The sequence below is a fragment of the Pseudoalteromonas sp. P1-25 genome (assembly GCF_001401805.1).
Taxonomy (GTDB): Bacteria; Pseudomonadota; Gammaproteobacteria; order Enterobacterales; family Alteromonadaceae; genus Pseudoalteromonas.
The window spans coordinates 13853-36656 of sequence record NZ_LKDW01000002.1; the positions used below are offsets into that span (position 1 = coordinate 13853).

Sequence of the window (22804 nt, forward strand, 5' to 3'; positions counted from 1 at the left end):
TAAATATGAGTGAGCAAATACTCATTGTTGAAGATGAAATAAAACTTGCCAATTTAATGAGCGACTTTTTAACAAGTCATCATTATCAAACGCACCTTATTCATCATGGTGATGAGGTACTTAGCTGGCTTGAAAGTAACAAGCCAAGTGTTATTTTATTGGATATTATGCTGCCAGGGCAAAGCGGTATAGAGCTGTGCAAAGCGATAAGAAAGTTCTCTAATGTGCCCATTATTATGGTTTCGGCAAAGGTAGAGGAGATTGACCGATTGCTTGGGCTAGAATTGGGCGCCGATGATTATATTTGTAAACCGTTTAGCTATGCTGAGTTGGTGGCGCGTGTAAAAGCAATTTTAAGGCGTGTGAATAGCACAAAAGAGCCTGTAAATAATGCCATGACACTGGATGAAAGTACTTACAGTGTTAACTATAAAAATAGCAGTATAGAACTAACTAATTTTGAATTTCAGCTATTTAAGCCTTTGTATTCAAATCCTAACCGAATTTACTCACGCGATAGCTTAATGGACACCATGTACGCAGACCAACGTATAGTTAGCCACCGCACTATAGACAGCCACATAAAAAAATTACGTAAAAAGCTGGATGAAGTAACGCAAACCGAAAGCGTTATTCAGTCGGTTTACGGGGTGGGCTATCGGTTTGTTCATCCTCAATAGCTAAAAGTGAGCGCAGCTTTACTCATCATCTGCATTTTTAATACGTTCTAAACGGTCGAACTCTTCGTATTCGGCCGCTTGTATTTCATCTAGCACAGCATCTACATCTGCAACTTCGCTACTGTCTTCAAATTCCCCGCTGAGCACCGTGTTTGGCGTTAAGCTGGCCTCTTCAAACAGTGCCCACATTTCTTTTGCGTATTGGGTTTTTAAAAGGCTAGGTGCAAACTGCGCATAATAACGGCGTATGTTGTTTACATCGCGCGTAAACATTGCTTGCGCACTGTTATTAGCCGCGGCGTTTACAGCTTGCGGAAGGTCAATAATGACAGGCCCTTTATTATCAACAAGTACGTTAAATTCCGATAAGTCACCGTGGATAATACCCGCGCACAGCATTAATTTAATATAATGAATCATCATACTGTACTGCTCAATAGCGTGTTGCTGCGTAAGGCTCACATGCCCTAACTGAGGAGCAACATCACCGTCTTCATCGCACACAAGCTCCATTAACAATACGCCATCAATACAGTAATAAGTGTCGGGAACTCTGACGCCAGCACGTGATAAACGGCTAAGCGCGTCTACCTCTGCATTTTGCCAAATTTCCTCTTCTAGTTGCCGCCCATAACTAGAGCGTTTACCCATGGCACGGGCTTGGCGTCCGCCTCTCACTTTTCGACCTTCTTGATACTGTGCGGCTTTTTTAAAGCTGCGTTTAACGGCTTCTTTGTAGACTTTAGCACAGCGAATTTCGCCACCGCTGCGTACCACAAATACATCCGCTTCTTTGCCGCTCATTAAGCGGCTTATCACTTCATCAATTAGGCCATCATCAACGAGTGGCTGGAGGCGTTTAGGTATTTTCACTGCGATACAACTAGTAAAATTGGAAGATTAAACATGTATGTTTATAAGCCCTTAGTATGTTAGCTCTCAAAAACGTGTTGAAAGTGGTTTTAGGTAATTAGTTATCACAATAACCGAAATACCGAATAAGGTAAAAATAACATGATAAAAATCAGCTTTATTTTTATTTCCTTATTTTTTGCACAATGTTTGCGCTTTTTAGGCGTACTTTATATTCATACCCTTTATTAATAGCTAACCCAAGGTGACCACGATGAAGCATTTCTCTACTTTTGCCGTTGCTGCATTATTATCTATGGCTTTTTCAGCCAATGTTGCAGCCCGAGGCGGTGATAACCCACCACCTAAACCTGACTTTTCGAGCATAGATGCAAATGGTGACGGTGTGATTAGCCTTGCAGAATTTAGTGAAAGTGCGCCACCGCAAGGCGATGCGCAAACTATTTTTGATGCTATAGATGCCGATGGGAATGGCGAAATTAGCGAACAAGAATTAAGTGAACACAAGCCACCACGCCGCGCACGTTAAGGAAGAAAAAAATGATCAACAGTATTGGTAGCTCAGCGAGTTTTATGGCTCAACAATCGAGTCAAGTAAGTGCTTTAACCACAGAGCAAACTGAGTTTGTTAAAGAAACACTGGCAGAATTTGATGCACAAAACCTAAGCACAGAAGATGCGCAAAGTATTCAAGCCGCATTTGAAGAGCAGGGGATCTCGCCTACAAAAGAGTTAGCGGATTTAATGAGCGAACTTGATTTTGACGCTAAAAGTATTGGCGATGCAGGACGTCCTGAAGGGCAGCGTCCGCCACCGCCGCCACAAAACGCGCTAGAATCTGTTGATACTGACGAAGTGGTTAGCTACTTAGATGAGTTATTAACTGAGTATTCAAGCCAGCTATCAGATGAAGATAAAGAATCAATTCTTTCATCGGTACAAGAAAAATTTGGCTTAAGTGAAGGCGATTCACTGCTAAATGTAACAGCTTAGGTGTTATAACTTGAGGTAAAGCTGAGCGTTTATCCTTAGGTCTTAAGTCCAAAGCCCGGCAATTATTTTGTTGGGCTTTTTTATTATACCCATTCGCTTAATTGATTACGTATTAGTGCGGATTGGGTTTACTCTGCTTGAGGCAAAAAAATCGCGCTAATAGCACCTAATAAACCGAGTAGGCTATACAACAAAATAAGCTGTGCGGTTGATAAAAATGCATCTAAAAGCCCTATACTGCCTAACATTAGAAGCAAAATACCAATTATAGTATTGCTAACCGACACGTAATCGGTGCGTTTATTGCCTTGTGCCATATCCACTAAATAGGTTTTACGCCCGAGCCGCACCCCTTGATGAGCAATACAAAGCAAAAAATAAAAACTAGGTATTACCCAAGCATATTCAAACAGTTGGCTATACCATGAGGCTATTACAAACACGCTTACGCCATTTATGGTGACAAGTAACGCACTGATCACAAGCACCTTTTGGCTAGAAAAATCGCTAAGTCTTCCCCATATTGGCCCAGAAATTAAACTTGCTAAGCCAGACACGGCTAAAAATATTGCCAATAATGAAAATTCAAACTGTTGAGAGCTTGCTAAAATAATATAAAAAGGCGCGCTTAGGGCTGAGCAAAGTAAAAAGGCGCGGGTAATGACAAAGTGTGCAAATTGTTTATCTTGATAAAGCAGCTGTAATTTACTTAGCGCATTTAAAAAGCCATTTTTACCGCCTTGGGTCGCGCCTTTGTATTCGTTTATGCGGCTATAAAAAAGTGCAGCAGCAACCCACAAAACGGCGCCTAAACTTAGCGCAATTAATACCGTATTTTGCTCTTTTTGCCCCGAAAAAAACCACATCATTAAACCAAAAGTAAGTGTTGCAAGTCCGGCAATACTTGCTGCCAGGCCACTAATATTACCTCGCTTTTTTTTAGGGATCACTTTACCTAATACATCTTTAGCAGCAATAGAGTTAAACCCGCGGGCGAGGCTAAAGAGCACCAACAGAGCTAAAATTGCATAGCCAGCTTGAGCGCCTTCTAGCACAAATGAAACACCCACCATAGCGCCAATACATAAAGCTTGGGCAAATGCACCACAAACCCATACCCACTTTCTCACAGGGCGTTGGCGGATAATATTGGCTATCGCTAATTGGGGTAATAAAGAGCCTGATTCTCTAATAGGCACAAGCCAGGCTATAAACGCGCTTGGTACGTTTAAGCTTTGCATTAACCAAGGTAGGGTTACTTTAGGATTGAGGAGGGCATCGGCAAATTTACTAAAAAGCTGGCTTGCTAATAAAAGAATAAAGTTACCAGCAACTTCTTTGCAGTCTTCATCGTTTATGTCTTTACAGGCACGTGCGTCTTCATCGTTATTAAGGCGTTTATAGACTTGCTCTTTAGTGAGTTTTTTCATATTGCTAGCTACACAATTTGTTTTGCTCGTTAAGGTATGATTCTACAAAGTGTTGTTCCATAGGTTTAGAAAAATAATAACCTTGCAGGTGAGACACGCCAATTTCTTTTAGCACATTGGCTTGCTCTAGGGTTTCGACGCCTTCGGCAACTACTATAAAATCAAGTGTAGAGGCCATTTGCACAATTGCATGAATAATACTTAAGCCTCGCTTATCCATATTCTGAATAAAGCTTTTATCTATTTTTACTATGTCTACACCAATATCTAACATGCTCGATAAGGATGAATACCCCGTACCAAAGTCATCTATAGAAATACAAAATCCTTGTTTTTGCAGCTCTTTTACTGCGGCTAAAAAGGTGAGCTTATCCTCTGCAAACACAGATTCAGTGATTTCAAGGTGCAGGTTTTCGGGCTTTACATGGTATTGATTCACTATATTTACAACTTTAGTGACAAAATCAGGGTCTTGAAGTTGTATTACCGATACATTAACGCTCACAGCAATAGGGGGTTGTACGTTTTTAAACGTGCAAGCTTGCGCACACGCTTGTTCAATCACCCATAAGCCAAGTTCGGTTATGAGGTTGTATTGCTCGGCAATGGCAATAAACTCATCGGGAAATATCGCTTCGCCATTTAACTGCCACCTTAAAAGCGATTCAAACGAGGTTACCTTTGTTGTTTTACTATCAACTATAGGCTGAAACACTAATCGCAAGCCGTTATTTTTTATTGCCATTGCTAATTGTTGGCTGAGTAACTGTTCGCGCTCTTGCTGACGCTTTAAGTCGTTGTTGTAAATATTAACGCAGCCTTTTGCAGTTCGCTTTTGATGGTACATGGCTAAATCTGCTGAGCGGATTAATGCGCCCAAATCAGCCTCATGTTCAGGAAATAAAGCGATGCCAATAGTGGCTGATACCCAACTTTGATATTTATATCGTTCATGCTCGGCACTAATACTTTTAATCACCTTTTTGGCAAAATTAAATAAATCTTGTTGATCTTCGTAGGTTGTTAAAATTAAAAATTCATCTCCGCCCCAGCGACATTTGTATAGATGTCGAGTGCACACCGTACTGAGGCGCTCGGCTATTTCCTTAAGCACTTGATCACCTATTTTATGTCCCATAGTGTCATTAATTTGCTTAAATCCATCTAGATCTACAAAAAGTAAAGCGAGTTTTTCATTAGGGTGATCTGCAAGTTGTTTATTAGCTACCTTTAAAAAAGCGGTGCGGTTTAATAAATTTGTTAGTGGGTCAGTATTAGATAAGCGGTAAATTTCTTCAGTGCGCTTTTCTACTTTGCTTTCCATCTCGTTAAGTAGTTTGCGGTTTTGATTTCGTAATTTTATTGCTGTTTGGGTAAATGTGGCAGATTTATAGGAAGAGGCAACCATAATGGCTGAAAAAGTAATGCCTAAGAACCCAAGTATATACTGGTAATAGTTATCAGATAAGCTAAGCACTAAAGAGTAAGGCATTAATAAAATAATGCTGTAGCACACTGAGGTAAAACGACTGCCAGAGAGTAAATTGGCAGAGCCTCCAGCAAAGGCAGACAAAATAGCTATAGTGGTGGTAATTTCAACGATGGATGAGCTTTTATGAAACCACAGTGCGTAACATGACCATGAAATAGCAGTTGCAATGCAGCCCACTGAAAAGCGTTTTAAAAAGTTATTTGCATTAAATCGGTGGTTAACGCCTTTAGTGTAGTTGAAGTAAATAACATCAATTAGCCTAATTGCTAAAATGACCAGCATGAAAAAAAGCCAAATTATTTTTTCTTGTTTGGTTGTCTTATTCGTTAAGTCAAAAGCAAATACAAGCACAAAGCTTACCAATGCAGAAACGCCAATGCCAGATAAAGCATTAGAATATAAAAGTTTTACGGCTTCTATGCGTTCATTACTATTTAGGTTTTTATATTGCACTCATCAAAGCCTTATTAAAGTAATGCGGGTTACATTTATAAAAATACAATAATAAATATAGTTTAATGATAGGAAAATGCAGACTTTAAATAAAAAAATGCCCATAACACAATGTCTTGTTATGGGCTTTAAGTTAAAAATCGTTAGCGCTATGACGCTCGCTGAGTTGTTCTTCTTCTGGGCCCCAAGTACGATTAACTCGCTGACCACGTTTAACAGCGGGGCGCTTCGCTATTTGTTCTGCCCAGCGCATTACATGAGTGTAAGAGGCTACATCTAAAAACTCGGCAGCGTCGTATAGTTTTCCAAGCACCAATGAGCCATACCAAGGCCAAATAGCAATGTCGGCAATAGAGTATTCACTACCCGCCATGTATTCGTTTTCACTCAAGTGACGATTTAATACATCGAGCTGTCGCTTAGTTTCCATAGTAAAGCGGTCTATTGGGTATTTCATTTTTGTTGGTGCGTAGCTATAAAAATGGCCAAATCCACCCCCTAAATAAGGTGCAGATCCCATTTGCCAAAACAGCCAATTACGGCATTCTGTCTTGGCTTTAAAATCTTTTGGTATTAGTACATCAAATTTTTCTGCCAAGTATTGTAAAATTGAACCCGACTCAAAAATGCGTGTTGGTGGTGTGGTTGAGTGATCCATAAGCGCGGGGATTTTAGAGTTTGGATTAATATCAACAAAGTCCGAGCCAAATTGGTCGCCTTCGCCAATGTCAATTAAGTAGGCATCGTAGTCGGCATCGGTTAGACCAAGCTCTAATAGCTCTTCAAACATAATGGTCGCTTTTTGGCCATTAGGCGTGGCTAATGAATAAAGTTGAAATGGATGTTCGCCAATGGTCAAGTTTTTATCATGTGTGGGGCCTGCAATAGGGCGGTTGATGTTGGCAAATTTACCACCACTTTCACTGTCCCACGTCCACACTCTAGGCACAGTGTGTTCGTTTTCATTACTCATAAATAACCTCAATTTAAAATGTATTAATTTCTATACTGACAAATAAAAAGCTGGGGGTGTAAATAATTATTTAAAGACAATGCAAAAAATTATCGTGCTTTTAATTTATCTGATTTGGCAAGTTTATATCCTAAAAAGAACCCACTTAACGCACCAAATAGATGACTTTCAAATGAGACATGAAAGCGCTGTGGCAAAACGCCCCAAATAAAGCCGCTGTAAAGCACCGCAACTACTACGGCAATAACAATCGATTTGAGTGAGCGCCTAACCACTCCATAGCACAGTATAAACCCCCACAAACCATAAATAACACCGCTTAAGCCTACATGAAAACTACTACGACCAAAGGCCCACACTAATAGCCCACCCATTAATGCAGTAAAAATGAACACAGTATAAAAGCGTTTTACACTGTATTGGCAAATAAGCCAGCTAAGTACAGTAAAAGACAACATGTTGCTAGCAAAGTGCCACCAGCTTCCGTGCAAAAATGGAGCGCATAAAATGCCAATTAACCCGTGTACACTTCGCGGATAAATTCCTAAACCATTAAGGGTAATGCCTGGTAAGCTATTGATAATTTGCAGTACTAAGCACAAAAAAACAACGCTAAATATTGCAAATCGAGTACTGGTTATAACTGAAGAAGATGATGAGTTAGTTGGCATATAAACGCCTTTGTAGGATTATTTTGTACCAGTATAGGAGTATGTTTTCGCTATTAAAAGCAATTTAAAAAGCGCGGCGATATACACCGCGCTTAATGGTTGTTTAACCAAGTTTGGTTAATAGCTTTTTCGCCGCAAGCTCTGAACTTGCTGGGTTTTGGCCTGTAATCACTAAACCATCTTCTACAGCTAATACGCCCCAGTCGTCGGTTTTTTGATAATCACCGCCTTTTTTAATAAGTTCATCTTCAACTAAAAATGGCACTACATCTGTTAATTGCACGGCGGCTTCTTCTGAGTTACTAAAGCCTGTCACTTTTTTACTGGCTACAAGCGTATTACCTTGCTCGTCTTTAACATTTAAAAAAGCAGCACTAGCGTGACAAACAGCCGCCACAGGTTTTTGTTCTTTTACAAACTTTTCGATAAGTGAGATTGAATCGCTGTTATCTACTAAATCCCATAGTGGGCCGTGGCCGCCTGGGTAAAATACAGCGTCAAAGTCGCTGGCGTTTACTTCGCTTAATTTTTTTGTGTTTGCCATAAGTGTTTGTGCTGCGCTGTCATTGTCATAGCGCTTTGTTGCAGCAGTTTCAAAATCAGAAAGTGTACTCGTTGGGTCAATCGGTGGCTGGCCACCCGCAGGGGAAGCAAGTGTTACCTCTGCACCGGCATCTACAAACGCGTAGTAGGGGGCTGCGAATTCTTCTACCCAAAAACCTGTTTTTTCGCCTGTGTTACCAAGCTCTGAATGCGAGGTAAGTACCATAAGTATTTTTTTAGCCATAACAATATTCCTTCGATTAGTGAGTAAATTAAAGCTTGGTGTTAACCAAGGTGTTGTAATAACTATATGCACTCACAAGGATTTAAACAACGATGATAAAGTTAACTTTATTGGTTTAATTATTGATACAATGATTGAGTTAATAACCAAAGGTGGGTGTGTGATGAAAGTGTCGTTTGAGCAACTTAAAAGCATGGTGGTATTTGCGCAAATAGTAGAGCAGGGCAGTCTAACCGCGGCTTCGAAGCAATTAGGGTTAACGCGAGCGGTGGTAAGTTATCACCTTAAGAAACTAGAAACGCAATTAGAAGTAACATTGCTTAACCGCTCTACCCGCACAATGGCGCTAACCGAAGCCGGTATTGCTTATTACGAACGCTGTAGAGTGATCACCGAGCAAGCAAACGCGGCTAATCAGCAAATAGAAAACATTAAAAGTGAGCCACAAGGAATATTAAAAATAAGTTGCCCTGTTAATGTTGGCATGCAATTAATTGTGCCCGCAATTAATACGTTTAAACGCCAATACCCTAAAATTGAAATAGACTTACAGCTCACCGATGATGTGGTTGATATAATAAAAAATGGCTTTGATATAGCTATCCGTGGCGTCGCTTTAAGAGACTCTAATTTACAGGCTACTAAATTAACAACCATGAGTACCTGTATTTGTGGTTCTGCAACGTACTTTGAGCACTTTGGCAAACCGCACACGCCAGCTGAATTAGCCTCACATAAATGGGTGGTGTACCAACTTAGCAGTAAAACATTAACCCTTAGCAAAGAGGGCAAAAAATACGATGTAATACTACAAGGTGGCATAAGCACCAACAATGCCGCCGCGCGTACCGCGTTTGTGGAAGCTGGGCATGGGCTTGGTCGTATTCCTTTGTATGACGCGTGGCCTAAAGTACAAGCTGGGCTGCTAGAAATAATACTTGATGACTATAAAACAAAAGATATAGAGCTTTATGGTGTGTTTCCGCCTGGGGCCGCTGGCTCTAAAAAGCTTAGGTTATTTATTGATTACTTAAAAGCGTATTTTGTAAAACAGCACACCGCGTTGGGCATGCTGAAAAACGTTTAAAAAGCCTTGTGTTGAAGCGTGCGGCTAAATAATGCAACAGCTTGCTGATACATAGTGATTGCAAGCGCTGCATCGTAGCGGTCGCCCTCATCACGCATAAACGCATGCTGTGCGTTTACTTCTTGCCAGTGGTAGTTAATACCTGTAGCGACACATTGCTGATAAATTTTACTACGCCCTTGTTGCGGTACATGTGGGTCTTGTTTACCCCAAATAAAGTGTACTTCGCCTTTAATATCAGCCATGCGTTCAAACGAATTGTTACCTGCATTAGCGGGTAAGGTATCACTATGAATATCGGTGGCGTATAAACAAAATGCCGCTTGTATATGTGGATTTAATGCGGCTCTGTAAGCTAAATGCCCACCGATGCACACACCCATAGCTCCTACGGTACCAGTGCAGTAATCTTGGTTTTGTATAAAGTCGATGAGTGCTTGGGTATCGCTGTCGTGTTGCTCAAGTGGCTTTTGCCATTTATCGGCATTGCCTTTATCTTTACCCGCCTCATCGTAGGCAAGTACAGTACCAATCGGGTTTAGCTCATGAAATACCTCAGGCACTAACACAACAAAACCATGGCTTGCTAAAATTGCGGCGCTGCGCGCAATCGGGGCTGTTTGCTGAAAAATCTCAGAGTAAAAAATAATACTTGGGTATTGGCCAGGAGCATGAGGACGGTAAACGGTAGTTCGCATCAAGCCTGTTGGGGTGGGTAGGTCGGTATTATGGTGTTGGATTATCATAAAAGCGCTCAGTTAAATAATTAATAAGGTTATGGTAACTGAGCGCAAAAAAATAAACGACCGCTATAATACGTTTTTTAAATACTTGCAGGCATTTTATTGCAACTTGCGTAGTAGCTTACGGTCGCAGGCCAATCCGAAAATATTCCTATAACGCCTACATCCTGCGCGAGTACATCAACGACCTTCATCATGTCGCCATCGTTATCAATAACATCAGCGATCGATTGATAGTAATAGCCACCGCCCTCGTTAAGAGGCCCCGAACGCTCTAGGCTCCATGCAATTAGTTCAAGCCCCGCTGCTTTTGCATCAATAGCGTATTGTGAGGGGGCTATATTACTTTCGTTATCGATAGTAAGCATCATCCAAATAGGAGGCGCTAAGATTTTAACACCATCGGCTACCAGCGCTTCCATACTTGGTTGCCATGTATCAGGGTTACTTGGGTCAAAGCCCGCTTCGCTGTCGCGGCCATCTAAATATACGCTTTGATTTGCAAAGTCAGGATTGTTATTTATCCAATACTTTACATCATCAAGATTAAACGATTGCGGGTACACATCACTGCTTGGTACGTCTAATAGCGTGTACTCATCAAGCATTTTTTGTGCGTATTGCTGTTGTGTCATCCCCTCAAAAGGCATGCTAACTTGCGGCGACTTTAGCTCTGGGGTCATTTTTACCCCAAGGCTTTTAAATAACTCAATACTTTGTTTATGCGTTAATAACGTGCCACTAGTAGCGTATAGGTCTGTACGCCAGCTAGGCGTACCTTTGATGTATTCATCGACGGTGCTGGCTTGGGTATTGGCGCCATCCATTTTACCTTCAAGTGTTAAAAATTCGCTTAAGGTTATATCGCTTGTGCAGCATTTAGCGGTGGCAGGCGTGCCACTTGCCGTGTTAGCTGGCGTAAAAGGCACACTGCATTTAGCGGCAAGTTCATCAATGGCTAATATATTGGTGGTGGTGTGCAAATCGCACTGAGAGTGGCGACACACTAACTCTTTGTCGCTTGTAAAAGTGACATCGCACTCTACAATACCTGCTCCCATTCGCGCCGCAGCTATATAAGACTCTTTCGTATGCTCAGGGTATTGCATAGGCGCACCACGATGGCCAATAGAAAAATCTGTACGATAAAATGGCCCATCTTTACACGATTCTAATTTTGTTTTTAAATCGCTCTGAGTCATATCGTTAATTAGGTAATCAGCACGAGTACCTAACTGAATATCTGGCGCATCGCCTTTTGCCACTTCAACAATCACTGGCGTAGGTACTTCAACAACTTCAACAGTGGTATTGGTAACCACCACCTCTTTTTCTACCACTTCGACATCGTCATCGCACCCGCTAAGTAGTGCCAGCATTACAGAGCTTGTTATTAGGGTAAGGTGTTTCATGTTTAATCCTTCATATTATTTTCCTTAACCCTAATCGTATTTAATGACAAATTAACTACAAGGGTGTGACGTTCTGTTTATTTGTGCCTACTTTATTGACTGCCAGTGCTGCTAACATAATTACCCCACCGATACTTAAGCGCATAATATCTGCATCTTTATTCCATATAAGCACGTTAACAATAATGCCGGCAGGAATAAGTACGTTGTTCATAACGGCTAACACGCCTACATTTACTTTGGTTGCGCCTTTATTCCATAAAAAGTAACCAAGGCCCGAGGCAACAATACCTAAATATATTAAAATACCCCACTGGGTAGGTGTACTCGGTAACTTGCTTGTATCGCCAAATAATACGTAGCAAGCACTTGCCACCACCAAGGCGCCAATAAAAAACCAGCCAAATACGGTTTTGTCATCTAGCTGATTAGAGGCCATTAAACGTTTATAAGTTACTTGTCCTGTTGCAAAACTAATATTGGCACCCTGAACCAGTAATAAACCTAACATATAGTGATTATTGAGGTTTTCCCAGCGGATAGCCACCGCGCCCAACACAGCGATAAGCGCCACTACAAAAAAGCGCGGGTTAAAATGTTTGTTAAGCGCATCGTTTAAAAGCGTTATATAAAGCGGCGTCATAACAGTAAAAAGCAACACTTCGGGCACGCTTAAAAATAAAAAGGAATGATAGTAAAAGCTGTACATAACACCCAGCTGCACAGCGCCTATCAGCATAAGCTTTAGTGCGAGTGGTTTTGAGGTAAGTTTAGGTTTTAAAAAGGGTAAAAAAACCAATGTGGCTAATGCAACGCGTATTAATACGCTAAACCATGCGTCTACTTGGCCTGCTAGGTACACACCAATTAAACTAAATGAAAAAGCCCACAGTAAGGTAACAGCAAATAAATAGCCCATAATTGTCGTTTTTTATAATTTATAATGTGGCTAGTTTATCTGTTATAAACAATAAAAGCCCGCAAGCGGGCTTTTATAAAGCAAAAATTAATAAACGAGGTTATTAATCAACTAAACCACGACGCTTAAGAAGTGCATCTGTTGTTGGTTTTTGGCCTCTAAACTCAATGTAGCTTTGCATTAAGTCGCGGCTGTTACCTTTAGATAGGATTTCTTCACGGAACTTGTCACCGTTTTCGCGGGTTAGGCCACCGTTATTTTCCATATGTGCAAAGGCATCTGCTGCAAATACTTCTGTCCATAGGTAGGCGTAGTAACCTGCTGAGTAACCACCGGCAAACGTATGGCTAAAGTAGTTTGATTTATAACGCGGTGGCACTGGGTAGTAATCAATACCGTGTGCTTTTAGCGCATCGCTTTCAAACTTTTGAACATCACTGATTTTTTTATCAGAACCAAATGAGTGCCATTCCATATCAAGTAAAGCAGCTGCTAAGTATTCAGTAGTACCAAAGCCTTGGTTGAATTTTTGCGATGCTAGTACTTTATCAAGTAATGCTTGTGGAATTGGCTCACCCGTTTTGTAATGCTTAGCGTAGTTAGCAAGTACTGTAGGTTCAATCATCCAGTCTTCGTGGGCTTGTGATGGAAACTCAACAAAGTCACGTGCTGTAGCCGTACCTGCTAGGCTTGGGTATTTAACATTTGAGAATAAACCGTGCGCAGCATGACCAAATTCATGGAACATAGTCGATACTTCGTCGAAGGTCATTAGCGTAGGCTCGCCCTCAGCTGGTTTTGGAATGTTTTGTGCGTTATAAATAACCGGTTTAGTGCCTTTTAAGCCGCTTTGGCTTACATATGCACTCATCCATGCACCGCCACGCTTACCTTCACGTGCGTATGGGTCCATGTAAAATAAACCAATAGCGCTGCCATCAGCGTTAAATACTTCGTATGCAGTTACATCTTCATGGTAAACAGGTAGGTCTTTACGCTCTTTAAAAGTGATTCCGTACAGCTTGTTCATTGCGAAGAATAAACCATCATGGATCACAGAGTTCATTTCAAAGTATGGCTTAACTAGCGCTGGGTCTAGGTCGTACTTTTCAGCACGTACTTTTTCTGCGTAAAACGCCCAGTCCCAGGGCTTAAGCTCAAAGCTCTCGCCTGAATCGTTAATTACTTTTTGGATAGCGGCCGCTTCTGCTTTGGCTTTTTCAACTGCTTTTGGTGCTAGGTCATCTAAAATGCCGTACACGTTATCGGTTGTTTGTGCCATGCGCGATGTCATTACATACGATGCCCAATCTTTAAAGCCTAATAGCTCTGCTTTTTGTGCACGCAGGTTTGTTTCTTCAATAATGATAGGACCGTTAGTTTTAGCAGCACGGTTTGTAGAGGCTTTAAAAATTTGCTCGCGTAGCTCACGGTTTTCAAGGCTTGATAAAATTGGCTGCTGAGTAGTATTAACCAAAGTTATCATGTAGCCCTCTTTACCTGCTTTTTTAGCAGCGGCTGCAAGGCCTGCAATTTCACCTTCAGATAGGCCGGCAAGTTTAGATTTGTCAGTCACTACAATTACGTCTTCTTTAAACGATTTTAAAATGTTTTGAGAGAACGCGGTAGATAGTTTTGCAAGCTGAGCGTTTATTTCACGCATTTTTGCTTTTTCAGCATCGCTTAACTTAGCACCAGCTTTTACAAACTGCTTGTAGTAGTAATCAACTAAGCGTTGATCTTCAGCGTTAAGTGCATCTTTATTATCGTAAATAGTTTGTACACGCTTAAATAACGCACCATTTAGGTAAATGTCATCAGAGTGAGCAGATAATACCGGCGCCATTTTTTTACTTATACGTTGGTATTCGTCATCTGAAATTAAACCCGATAGATTATAAAAAGCAGCAGATACGCGGTTTAACAATTCGCCAGACTTTTCCATCTCAACAAGTGTATTTTCAAATGTTGCTGGTTCTGGGTTGTTTGCAATTGCTTGAACTTGTGCAGTGTGCTGAGCAATACCTGCATCAAAGCCTGCTTCGTAGTCTTTTGTACCAAATTTATCAAACTCTGGCGCCATGTATTGTAATGGGCTTGGTTTGAATAATACATTGTTTGCGTTCATATCTTGCACTTGTGCTGCGCTCTCTTTAGCTGTGTTCTGAGTTTCGTTAGATGAACAAGCAGATAGGATTAGGGCACTAGCAATAGTAGTGGCGATCAGTGTTTTACGCATAATAACTCCATAAAAAGATGAGCCGAAATAGGCTTTTCGAGTCGAAAACCCAGTTAACTTATCAAATTTTGGCGTTTATACAATAAAGTTTATCGGTATTAAGCGGGATTTAAACGCAAATTAGCTACTAAAAATGCGTTTTGGAGGTAAAAGTAGCCTTAAAAATAAGCGTAAGGCTACTTAAATATTGTATTGTGTGTGTTTTAAAAGGTTAGTTATAGCCAAGCACAAAGCGTTTTTCAGAACCAAAGCTATTTGATTGCTGGCCAAATTCTTTATTAATTGTCGCCAGTGTTTGTTCTTGTTCAGCAAGAAGACACAAAATTTTATTGCGATAATCTAGGCTGCTTTCAAACAAATTTAAGTCTACCTGCGGCTGCAAAGTGGCGAGTCTTTGATTTAAAGTAAGTTGTGACATATGTAATCTCCAGTGCGTGTACACTATTTATATAGCACTCGGTGCAATAAAGAGTTAATAAATTGTTTAAACAAAAACGTTAAACCTATTAACTTAGCGACTTAACCCTATTATGCCGTGCTAAGCTTAGCGAAGACTGAACCACACTAAATTTTTACTGAACAAACAACAAACAATGAATAAGACTTTGGAAAACATATGACGCTCGAACATATTCAACATTATCTTAGCTTTGTCATTTTTACCTACAACGACGTGCACATCACCGTAGCTAAGGTTATACAGGTCCCTTTAATTTTATTTGCTATGTGGTTTGTAGTAACGCGGATTGGCAAACTTATTAAAAAAACACTGCTGGCTAAAAAAATAAGCCAAGATGCGGTCCATCTGTTTACGCGCATTTACTTTATTTTGAGTATTGCGATACTTATTTTCACCTCGTTAGAGGTCTTAAATATTCCACTTACTGCCTTTGCTTTTGTATCAGGAGCCATAGCCATAGGGGTAGGTTTTGGCGCGCAAAATATTATTAATAACTTTATCAGCGGTTGGATATTAATGTGGGAGCGCCCAATCCGCATTGATGATTTTTTAGAAGTGGGTAACGCAAAAGGCGTTGTTGAAACTATTAATACACGCTCTACCCGTATCCGCCGAAACGATGGTGTACATATGCTGATACCTAATTCCCAGCTTTTAGAAAACACCGTGACGAACTGGACGCTAATAGATGGTAATGCACGTTCGTCGGTAAGCGTGAGCGTAGCCTATGGTTCAGATGTTGTGCTTGTTAAAAAGTTAATTCAACAAGTGCTTGATGAGCATGATGCTATATTAGCAAATCCAACAGCTTCTGTTTTATTTGATGACTTTGCTGATAGCTCTCTTGTATTCAATGCGGTTTTTTGGGTTTGTGCAGAGTCAGAAACCATGCTCAGAAAAGTACGTAGCGATATCCGCTTTAGTATTTATGCCGTTTTTGAAAAACACGATGTGGTGATTGCATTCCCACAGCGCGATATTCACATTGATGGAGAAATAGCGCTAAAGCGTACTCAATAAATGTAGCTTTTAAAATTTAGTGGCATTGGTGGGTTTTAATTGCGTGTTTCTGTATTGGGTTTATTTGTCAGGTTATATATTTTGCTACTTTAAAGTGGGTTTTGATGATAAGGACATATGTCCGCATTATTAGCCTTTTGCATCTAAATAAGGGTAAAAAAGCAAGAAAATGTGGTTAAATGTTGCAAAAAAGTTTACTTTTTTGTACATATTTATGCAGTAAATTTGTAATACAATGGTATAATCTGCATCGTTCGTTCAGCCTCATTACTCCGTTTTTGTACTCTCGGTGATGAGGTCCGCGCAACTTTTTAGTCGCGAAAAATTGGCCGAACCCGCAATGAATACATTGCGCAACACAAAAAACCGTTGAACAAGAGTGCATACAAAAGGTTAATACCCGACATGAAAGCAATCAAAAAAACTGCAATAGCGACCATTATTAATGCTGCTTTATTATCTGCAGCTGGTACCTCTGTTTCTACTCTTGCTGCTGAAGAAGAAACAGCAAAAAAAAATAACCAATTAGAAGTTATTCAAGTTACTGCTCGTAAACGTGTAGAAAATGCACAAGAAGTGCCTGTTGCTGTATCTGCATTACAAGGTGATAACCTTGATGCTTATAGTTCTGCTGGTATGGATATTCGCTTTATGAGTGCGAAAATTCCAAGCCTTTCAATCGAATCATCGTTTGGACGTTCTTTCCCTCGTTTTTATGTTCGTGGTCTGGGTAATACCGATTTCGATCTTAATGCTTCACAACCTGTTTCATTAGTTGTTGATGAAGTAGTTCAAGAAAATGCTATTTTAAAAGGCTTTCCTGTATTTGATGTGGAGCGTGTAGAAGTACTACGTGGCCCACAAGGTACTTTGTTTGGCCGTAATACGCCGGCTGGCCTAGTTAAATTTGACACTGTTAAACCAAGTCAAGAATTTGAAGGTTACGGTGCTGTTTCTTACGGTAGCCGTGGCGCTGTAGATACTGAGGGCGCTGTAGGTGGTGCACTAACTGACCGTTTATCTGCACGTGTTTCTTTGCTATGGCAAGATAAAGATGATTACATCGATAACCAAGCGCCTGGCTTTGAAGCGAAAGACGAGCAGGGCGGCTACACAGAAAAAGCAGCGCGTATTCAGTTTTTATACGAAGGCGATGACTTTACTGCTTTACTAAACTACCACACGCGTGACTTAGACGGCTCACCAATTGCGTTTCGTGCAAATGTTATTGAAGCTGGCTCAAATGATTTAGTAGACAACTACGAGCATGATGTTGTTTATCAAGATGCTGCTGTACGCAACACACAGCAAGTTGAATCTGAAGGCGCAAGCTTAAAGCTTGAGTGGGATATTAGCGATGAATACACGCTAACCTCTATTTCAGGTTGGGAAAGTGCAGAAATATACTCACGTGCCGACATTGATGGTGGTTACGGTGCTTCTTATATCCCAGATTACATGGGTCCAGGTTTTATTCCATTTTCTTCAGAAAGTGCGGATGGTATTCCTGAGCAAGACCAGTTAACGCAAGAGCTTCGCCTTGCTAGTAACTTTAGCGAAGATTTCAACTACCAAGTTGGTCTTTTTTACTTTGATGAAGAGCTTACAATCGAAAACTTTAGTTACGATACGTTCTCTTCACCTGCTGGCGCTTTAAACGGTTATGTTCAGCAACAACAAGACACAACAGCATGGGCTATTTTTGGCTCAGTAGATTACATCTTCTCAGATAAGTTAAAAGTAACTGCGGGTCTTCGTTACTCTGATGACGAAAAAGATTTTGTTGCAGACCGTACAATTAGCCCAATTGGCGGTGGTGCTTTATACGTAGAGCGTAGTGTTAGCGACAGCCACGTAAGCTGGGATTTATCAGCAAATTACAAAGTTAATGACGATGTGAACTGGTACAGCCGTGTAGCAAACACGTTCCGCGCGCCTAGCTTACAAGGCCGTATTTTATTTGGTGATGACGTAACAACGGCTGAATCAGAAACCGTCACTTCATTCGAAACTGGTATTAAATCAGACGTTCTTGACGGTCAAGGCCGTGTAAATGCAACGGTATTTTACTACACAATGGACGACCAACAGCTTACTGCTGTAGGTGGTGGTGCTAACTTTAACCGCCTAGTTAACGCTGATAAAACAACAGGCTACGGTTTTGAGCTAGATACAGAATGGGTATTAAGCGATGAGTTTAATGCAACATTTAACTTAAGCTACAACAAAACTGAAATTAAAGACGATGAGTTAGCTGTAGCGGTGTGTGCTCAATGTATCGTAAATGACCCTATTAACGATGCAGGCTTAGCGGTACTTGATGGCAACAGCTTACCGCATGCGCCGGAGTGGATCTCTAACTTTACCCTTCGTTATAACAAAGAGCTTGAAGATGGCAACTTCTTCGCATTAGGTGATATTTCTTACCGTAGCGAAATTAACATGTTTCTTTATGATTCAGTAGAGTTTGAAGGTAAAGCATTAACAGAAGTAGGTTTACGTGCAGGTTATGAGTGGGCTGAAGGTGACTACGAGTACCAAGTATCTGCATTTGTTCGTAACTTATTTGATGAGCAACAAGCAATTGGTGCGGTAGACTTCAATAACAATACAGGTATTGTTAATGAAGAGCGCTACATTGGCGCTGAATTTAAAGTTAACTTTTTCTAAAGCTAACTTAAATTAGATTAATTTTAAAAGCCTGCCTTGTGCAGGCTTTTATGTTTTTATAAAGCTGGTAAAGTAGCGTTAATTAAATTGAATGAGATAAACAAATGGCTGGATTTTGGAACTACCGTGTAATTTTTTGTGAAGCAACGAAAGACGAAGCAGCGCAATACCAAATACACGAAGTAGAATATAACTTAAATGGCAAAGTAACTAATTGGTCAGAAACAGGCGCAGCGCCTTTTGGTACCACACTTGATGAATTAGCCGCTGATGCCGAACGTTTAAAAACGGCGCTAGAAAAACCTGTACTTAAGGTTGTTCGCAAAGCCCGAGGCTACGAATTGGTTGACGTTGAAACCGGTGAAGAAGCATTTGCGGAGCCACCTGCTGGCTTAACAGCATAATATTATAAAGGCGCTTAGGCGCCTTTTTTAACGTTAAAATTTAAGGAATGAGGATGAGTTTAAACGCAGTATTGTTTGATATGGACGGCACGTTAGTTGACTCTGAAAGCATGCACTTTGCGTGTTGGAGCCAGCTGCTTGCACCCTACAATGTAAGTTATAACGAAGTGGAGTTTTGTCAGCGCTTTTCAGGGCGCCCAACGTTAGAAGCTGCAATTGATATTAAAAATGAGCATAATTTAAACGTCAGCGCACAGTTTTTAGCAGATGAAAAATATCGATTATTTGGTGAATACGTAAAAACTAATTTACCGCCTGTTATGCCTTTTACTGAGCAAACTTTACACGCTGTTAAAAACTGTGGGCTAAAAATGGGATTAGTTACCGGTAGTGCTCGCAGCGAAGCCATACCTATTTTAAAAGGGCTAGGTTTTTATGAGTTATTTGATACGGTAGTGACAAAAGATGATGTAGCAAATCCAAAGCCTGCAGGCGATCCTTACCTTTTAGCGCTTGAACACATACATGTAGCCCCAGAGCATGCAATTGCAGTAGAAGACACCTATACGGGCGTTTGCGCTGCAAGTAATGCACAGGTTAGTGTTGTTGCCATTGCAAATCATCACACAGTTGACCATGACTTTACTAAGGCGACCTATAAAATGGCTGACCTAGGTGAGTTTTGGCAGTGGGTAGAATCTCAACTATAGTTAAAGCCTTATTTTATTTGCAGGGATGCAGTAATGGCTCAGCTAAAGTACTTACTTTTAATTGTTATTTTAATAGGTTCATCGCTTACGTTTGCGGCGCAGCCTCAAGTGTTATTGGCAAAAGTATATGATGAATCTAAGCATGGTGATATTAGTGAATACCTCGTTAGTGAAAAATTCGATGGTGTAAGAGCAATATGGACGGGTGATAAGTTTATTACCCGCAGAGGAAATGCGATTAATGCCCCGAGTTGGTTTACGGCGCCTTTACCCGATGTTTGGTTAGATGGAGAGTTGTGGATAGCACGGGCTCAATTTTCTTTGGTCAGTGGGGTTGTAAGAACTAAGCATCCCCGTAATTCAGATTGGCAGGCTATACGCTTTCAAATATTTGATATGCCAGATGCAACCCTTCCTTTTAGTACGCGTTATAAAAACTACCAAGCCTTGGTAAAACAAATCAATAAGCAGCATATAACTGCAGTTAAGCAACACCGCTTTACCAGCACAGCCCAACTAACAGAGTACTTTGAAGATTTAACTAAGCAAGGGGCTGAAGGGGTGATGCTGCATTTAGCCAATGCTAAATATAAAAGCGGACGCAGTAATACATTATTAAAATTAAAGCCCTACCTAGATGCTGAAGCAGTTGTTATTGCACATTTACCCGGTAAAGGAAAATACACCGGTATGTTAGGTGCATTAAAAGTAAAAACGCCCCACGGGCAAATATTTAAAATAGGCACGGGCTTTAGTAACAAACAGCGCCAAACACCGCCGGCTATAGGTAGCACGGTAACATATCGGTACCACGGTTTAACAAAACATGGTTTACCACGTTTTGCGAGCTTTTTAAGGGTAAGGGAGGGTCATTAGCGTTTATAACTTTGGCAAAGTATGCTAAATTGCGCGGCCTTTTTCTAATGTATGGTGAAGTATGTTTGTAGGTTTTGATTACGGTAGTTCTAATTGTGCCATGGGAGTTATGGAGCAAAAGGAAGTACAGTTAGTGCCACTTGAGCAAGGAAAACATTATTTACCTTCTACTCTTTATACGCACCATAGCGCATTAGTTGTCGACTTTGTGGCAAAGCATGTAAAAGGCACAGCACACGAGCATGACTTTTTAACGCAGCGCCAAGCTTTATTAAATACACTCCCGCGTATTAAGTCAGACCTGGATTTACAACCTACAGATGAAACGCTTTTTATTGGCCGTGAAGCTATTAGTGAATATGTGCAGTTTCCTGAAGAAGGCTATTTTGTTAAATCTCCTAAATCATTTTTTGGTGCCACAGGATTAAAGCAAGGGCAAATTAATTTTTTTGAAGACATTGCAACCGCAATGATTTTAAAAATAAAGCAACGCGCCGAGCTTTCGCTTGATAAAGCACTTACCCAAACAGTTATTGGGCGTCCTGTTAACTTTCAGGCCGTTGGCGGTGAGCAGTCAAACCAGCAAGCGCTTGGTATTTTAGAGCGAGCTGCAAAACGCGCAGGCTTTAAATATGTTGATTTTTTATATGAGCCGCTTGCAGCCGGAGTTGATTACGAAAGTGGTTTGACTGAAGATCAAAAAGTATTAGTTATAGATATTGGCGGTGGTACCAGCGACTGCTCGTTTGTACAAATGGGGCCAAGCTTTAAAGGTAAAAGTGAACGCGATAATGACTTTTTAGCGCACAGCGGTAAACGTGTTGGCGGAAATGACTTAGATATAGCCCTTAGTTTTCATGGCTTAATGCCTTTGCTTGGTTTGGGCAGTACCTTTAAATCGGGCTTACCTTTACCAAACCAACCCTTTTGGCAAGCGTGTAAAATTAACGATGTAAATTTACAAAGCCAGTTTTACAGTGAAAGCCACTACAGAGAACTCACCGCACAATTACGCGATGTAAGTGCGCCTGCGCTTTACAAACGCTTAATACAATTACAGCAAAATAAGCAAGGTCATCAACTAGTTCAACAAGGTGAGGCGGCTAAAATAGCACTTTCAACTGCAAGTACATTTGATTGCAACCTACATTTTTTAGATAGTGATCTTAATAAAAACCTATCGGTTAGTGATTTAGCGGTTGCAGTAGAAAGCAGTATTAGTCAAATAGTTACGCTTGCCAAACAAGCAATTACCGATGCAGCCACCACCCCAGACGTTATTTATTTAACGGGCGGAAGTGCGCAGTCACCGCTTATTAAAGCGGCGTTAAGTGAGCATTTAGGTGATATAAAAATGGTGAACGGAGATCACTTTGGTAGTGTTACAGCTGGCCTAACAAAATGGGCCAGCATGCTTTATAAGTAACCTAAAAAACTTTAAAGATTGATTTGCCGGGTTGCGAGATACTTTTCGTAATCCGGCAAAGTACGTTCCAGCTCTGTATCCATAAGTGGTGAGCTCAAAAGCATATCGGCACTGACTTCATTACAGGCCACGGGAATATTCCAAACAGCGGCTAAACGAAGAAGTGCCTTCACGTCCGGATCATGTGGCTGCGAGGCCAATGGGTCCCAGAAAAACACCAATACATGAATTTCATGTTCGGCAATTTTTGCGCCTAACTGCTGATCGCCTCCCATCGGGCCACTTAATAATTGAACAACTTCAAGCCCTGTTGTTTTTTCAATCAGATGCCCTGTAGTGCCTGTGCCATAAAGCGTGTGTTTGCTAAGCGTATTTTTGTGTTTTTCACACCATAGTTTTAGCGCGGCTTTTTTTCCATCATGAGCAACTAAGGCAATATTTTTATTGGCTGGTAACGACTGTTTTTTTTGTTCCATGCTGCGTCTT

General features: G+C 40.8%; 22 protein-coding genes. 10 read left to right on the forward strand and 12 right to left on the reverse strand.

All coding sequences use genetic code 11. The annotated features are described in order from the left end of the window. Positions 1-5 precede the first annotated feature (5 nt). A complete protein-coding gene (locus AN393_RS01630; RefSeq protein ID WP_055017147.1) occupies positions 6-680 on the forward strand; it encodes a response regulator in 675 nt (224 codons plus the stop codon). 18 nt (positions 681-698) lie between these two features. On the opposite strand, the gene AN393_RS01635 is transcribed toward AN393_RS01630, so the two are convergent. Beyond that, the gene (locus AN393_RS01635) at positions 699-1553 is read right to left on the reverse strand and encodes a PA4780 family RIO1-like protein kinase (RefSeq protein WP_055014110.1); all 855 of its coding nucleotides are present in this window, start codon (positions 1551-1553) and stop codon (positions 699-701) included. Positions 1554-1806: 253 nt separating this feature from the next. Between AN393_RS01635 and AN393_RS01640 the strand changes: the two genes are divergently transcribed. Together AN393_RS01640 and AN393_RS01645 are read left to right on the forward strand one after the other, a co-directional pair. Then, a complete protein-coding gene (locus AN393_RS01640; RefSeq protein ID WP_055017148.1) occupies positions 1807-2082 on the forward strand; it encodes an EF-hand domain-containing protein in 276 nt (91 codons plus the stop codon). Between the two features lie 11 nt (positions 2083-2093). Continuing rightward, entirely contained in the window at positions 2094-2546 is a 453-nt protein-coding gene (locus AN393_RS01645; protein WP_055017149.1) for a hypothetical protein, read from the forward strand. 128 nt (positions 2547-2674) lie between these two features. Here AN393_RS01645 and AN393_RS01650 read toward each other — a convergent pair whose 3' ends face one another. The 5 genes from AN393_RS01650 to AN393_RS01670 form a co-directional block, all read right to left on the reverse strand. Continuing rightward, positions 2675-3976, reverse strand: coding sequence for an MFS transporter (locus tag AN393_RS01650; protein ID WP_055017150.1), 1302 nt, complete (start codon positions 3974-3976; stop codon positions 2675-2677). A gap of 4 nt (positions 3977-3980) precedes the next feature. Beyond that, entirely contained in the window at positions 3981-5921 is a 1941-nt protein-coding gene (locus AN393_RS01655; protein WP_055014106.1) for a bifunctional diguanylate cyclase/phosphodiesterase, read from the reverse strand. Between the two features lie 133 nt (positions 5922-6054). Further along, positions 6055-6894, reverse strand: coding sequence for a glutathione-dependent disulfide-bond oxidoreductase (yghU, locus tag AN393_RS01660; protein WP_055017151.1), 840 nt, complete (start codon positions 6892-6894; stop codon positions 6055-6057). An 89-nt stretch (positions 6895-6983) separates the two neighbouring features. Beyond that, on the reverse strand, positions 6984-7565 hold the full coding sequence (locus tag AN393_RS01665; RefSeq protein ID WP_055017152.1) for a rhomboid family intramembrane serine protease: 582 nt from the start codon (positions 7563-7565) through the stop codon (positions 6984-6986). 103 nt (positions 7566-7668) lie between these two features. Next, positions 7669-8352 (reverse strand): type 1 glutamine amidotransferase domain-containing protein, encoded by a 684-nt coding sequence (locus tag AN393_RS01670; protein ID WP_055017153.1) that lies wholly within the window; start codon positions 8350-8352, stop codon positions 7669-7671. A gap of 163 nt (positions 8353-8515) precedes the next feature. On the opposite strand from AN393_RS01670, the gene AN393_RS01675 reads away from it, so the two are divergent. After that, entirely contained in the window at positions 8516-9439 is a 924-nt protein-coding gene (locus tag AN393_RS01675) for a LysR family transcriptional regulator (protein ID WP_055017283.1), read from the forward strand. Here AN393_RS01675 and AN393_RS01680 read toward each other — a convergent pair. The 5 genes from AN393_RS01680 to AN393_RS01700 all read right to left on the reverse strand — a co-directional run bounded on the left by AN393_RS01680 (position 9436) and on the right by AN393_RS01700 (position 15170). Continuing rightward, positions 9436-10185 carry a dienelactone hydrolase family protein gene (locus AN393_RS01680; RefSeq protein WP_055014102.1) on the reverse strand — a complete coding sequence of 250 codons (750 nt, stop codon included), beginning with the start codon at positions 10183-10185 and terminating at the stop codon, positions 9436-9438. The two genes, AN393_RS01675 and AN393_RS01680, sit on opposite strands and share 4 nt — an antisense overlap. A 77-nt stretch (positions 10186-10262) precedes the next feature. Then, positions 10263-11594 (reverse strand): glycerophosphodiester phosphodiesterase family protein, encoded by a 1332-nt coding sequence (locus AN393_RS01685; protein ID WP_055017154.1) that lies wholly within the window; start codon positions 11592-11594, stop codon positions 10263-10265. 55 nt (positions 11595-11649) lie between these two features. Then, the gene (locus AN393_RS01690; protein ID WP_055017155.1) at positions 11650-12513 is read right to left on the reverse strand and encodes a carboxylate/amino acid/amine transporter; all 864 of its coding nucleotides are present in this window, start codon (positions 12511-12513) and stop codon (positions 11650-11652) included. Positions 12514-12616: 103 nt separating this feature from the next. After that, a complete protein-coding gene (locus tag AN393_RS01695; protein ID WP_055014099.1) occupies positions 12617-14752 on the reverse strand; it encodes a M3 family metallopeptidase in 2136 nt (711 codons plus the stop codon). Between the two features lie 211 nt (positions 14753-14963). Further along, positions 14964-15170, reverse strand: coding sequence for a hypothetical protein (locus AN393_RS01700; RefSeq protein WP_004587392.1), 207 nt, complete (start codon positions 15168-15170; stop codon positions 14964-14966). Between the two features lie 198 nt (positions 15171-15368). Between AN393_RS01700 and AN393_RS01705 the strand changes: the two genes are divergently transcribed. The 6 genes from AN393_RS01705 (at position 15369) to yegD (ending at position 22318) form a co-directional block, all read left to right on the forward strand. Then, a complete protein-coding gene (locus tag AN393_RS01705) occupies positions 15369-16232 on the forward strand; it encodes a mechanosensitive ion channel family protein (RefSeq protein ID WP_055017156.1) in 864 nt (287 codons plus the stop codon). A 405-nt stretch (positions 16233-16637) separates the two neighbouring features. Continuing rightward, entirely contained in the window at positions 16638-18902 is a 2265-nt protein-coding gene (locus tag AN393_RS01710) for a TonB-dependent receptor (protein ID WP_055017157.1), read from the forward strand. 104 nt (positions 18903-19006) lie between these two features. Then, positions 19007-19306, forward strand: a complete 300-nt coding sequence (locus tag AN393_RS01715) for a hypothetical protein (RefSeq protein WP_055017158.1) — start codon at positions 19007-19009, stop codon at positions 19304-19306. A 53-nt stretch (positions 19307-19359) separates the two neighbouring features. Continuing rightward, positions 19360-20016, forward strand: coding sequence for an HAD family phosphatase (locus AN393_RS01720; RefSeq protein ID WP_055014096.1), 657 nt, complete (start codon positions 19360-19362; stop codon positions 20014-20016). A gap of 33 nt (positions 20017-20049) precedes the next feature. Continuing rightward, positions 20050-20892 (forward strand): DNA ligase, encoded by an 843-nt coding sequence (locus tag AN393_RS01725; RefSeq protein ID WP_055014095.1) that lies wholly within the window; start codon positions 20050-20052, stop codon positions 20890-20892. Positions 20893-20953: 61 nt separating this feature from the next. Then, positions 20954-22318 (forward strand): molecular chaperone, encoded by a 1365-nt coding sequence (yegD, locus tag AN393_RS01730; protein WP_055017159.1) that lies wholly within the window; start codon positions 20954-20956, stop codon positions 22316-22318. An 11-nt stretch (positions 22319-22329) separates the two neighbouring features. Here the strand turns inward: yegD and AN393_RS01735 are convergent, their stop codons facing one another. Continuing rightward, entirely contained in the window at positions 22330-22794 is a 465-nt protein-coding gene (locus AN393_RS01735; protein WP_055014093.1) for a methylglyoxal synthase, read from the reverse strand. Between the last annotated feature and the right edge of the window lie 10 nt (positions 22795-22804).

Excerpts from the sequence above, each read along its gene's own strand:
- AN393_RS01645 (WP_055017149.1), top strand. The coding sequence starts at position 2,094 with ATGATCAACAGTATTGGTAGCTCAGCGAGTTTTATGGCTCAACAATCG.
- AN393_RS01725 (WP_055014095.1), top strand. The coding sequence starts at position 20,050 with ATGGCTCAGCTAAAGTACTTACTTTTAATTGTTATTTTAATAGGTTCA.
- AN393_RS01705 (WP_055017156.1), top strand. The coding sequence starts at position 15,369 with ATGACGCTCGAACATATTCAACATTATCTTAGCTTTGTCATTTTTACC.
- AN393_RS01640 (WP_055017148.1), top strand. The coding sequence starts at position 1,807 with ATGAAGCATTTCTCTACTTTTGCCGTTGCTGCATTATTATCTATGGCT.
- AN393_RS01690 (WP_055017155.1), bottom strand. The coding sequence starts at position 12,513 with ATGGGCTATTTATTTGCTGTTACCTTACTGTGGGCTTTTTCATTTAGT.
- AN393_RS01630 (WP_055017147.1), top strand. The coding sequence starts at position 6 with ATGAGTGAGCAAATACTCATTGTTGAAGATGAAATAAAACTTGCCAAT.
- AN393_RS01650 (WP_055017150.1), bottom strand. The coding sequence starts at position 3,976 with ATGAAAAAACTCACTAAAGAGCAAGTCTATAAACGCCTTAATAACGAT.
- AN393_RS01720 (WP_055014096.1), top strand. The coding sequence starts at position 19,360 with ATGAGTTTAAACGCAGTATTGTTTGATATGGACGGCACGTTAGTTGAC.
- AN393_RS01670 (WP_055017153.1), bottom strand. The coding sequence starts at position 8,352 with ATGGCTAAAAAAATACTTATGGTACTTACCTCGCATTCAGAGCTTGGT.
- AN393_RS01685 (WP_055017154.1), bottom strand. The coding sequence starts at position 11,594 with ATGAAACACCTTACCCTAATAACAAGCTCTGTAATGCTGGCACTACTT.
- yegD (WP_055017159.1), top strand. The coding sequence starts at position 20,954 with ATGTTTGTAGGTTTTGATTACGGTAGTTCTAATTGTGCCATGGGAGTT.
- AN393_RS01695 (WP_055014099.1), bottom strand. The coding sequence starts at position 14,752 with ATGCGTAAAACACTGATCGCCACTACTATTGCTAGTGCCCTAATCCTA.
- AN393_RS01680 (WP_055014102.1), bottom strand. The coding sequence starts at position 10,185 with ATGATAATCCAACACCATAATACCGACCTACCCACCCCAACAGGCTTG.
- AN393_RS01735 (WP_055014093.1), bottom strand. The coding sequence starts at position 22,794 with ATGGAACAAAAAAAACAGTCGTTACCAGCCAATAAAAATATTGCCTTA.
- yghU (WP_055017151.1), bottom strand. The coding sequence starts at position 6,894 with ATGAGTAATGAAAACGAACACACTGTGCCTAGAGTGTGGACGTGGGAC.
- AN393_RS01715 (WP_055017158.1), top strand. The coding sequence starts at position 19,007 with ATGGCTGGATTTTGGAACTACCGTGTAATTTTTTGTGAAGCAACGAAA.
- AN393_RS01675 (WP_055017283.1), top strand. The coding sequence starts at position 8,516 with ATGAAAGTGTCGTTTGAGCAACTTAAAAGCATGGTGGTATTTGCGCAA.
- AN393_RS01665 (WP_055017152.1), bottom strand. The coding sequence starts at position 7,565 with ATGCCAACTAACTCATCATCTTCTTCAGTTATAACCAGTACTCGATTT.
- AN393_RS01700 (WP_004587392.1), bottom strand. The coding sequence starts at position 15,170 with ATGTCACAACTTACTTTAAATCAAAGACTCGCCACTTTGCAGCCGCAG.
- AN393_RS01710 (WP_055017157.1), top strand. The coding sequence starts at position 16,638 with ATGAAAGCAATCAAAAAAACTGCAATAGCGACCATTATTAATGCTGCT.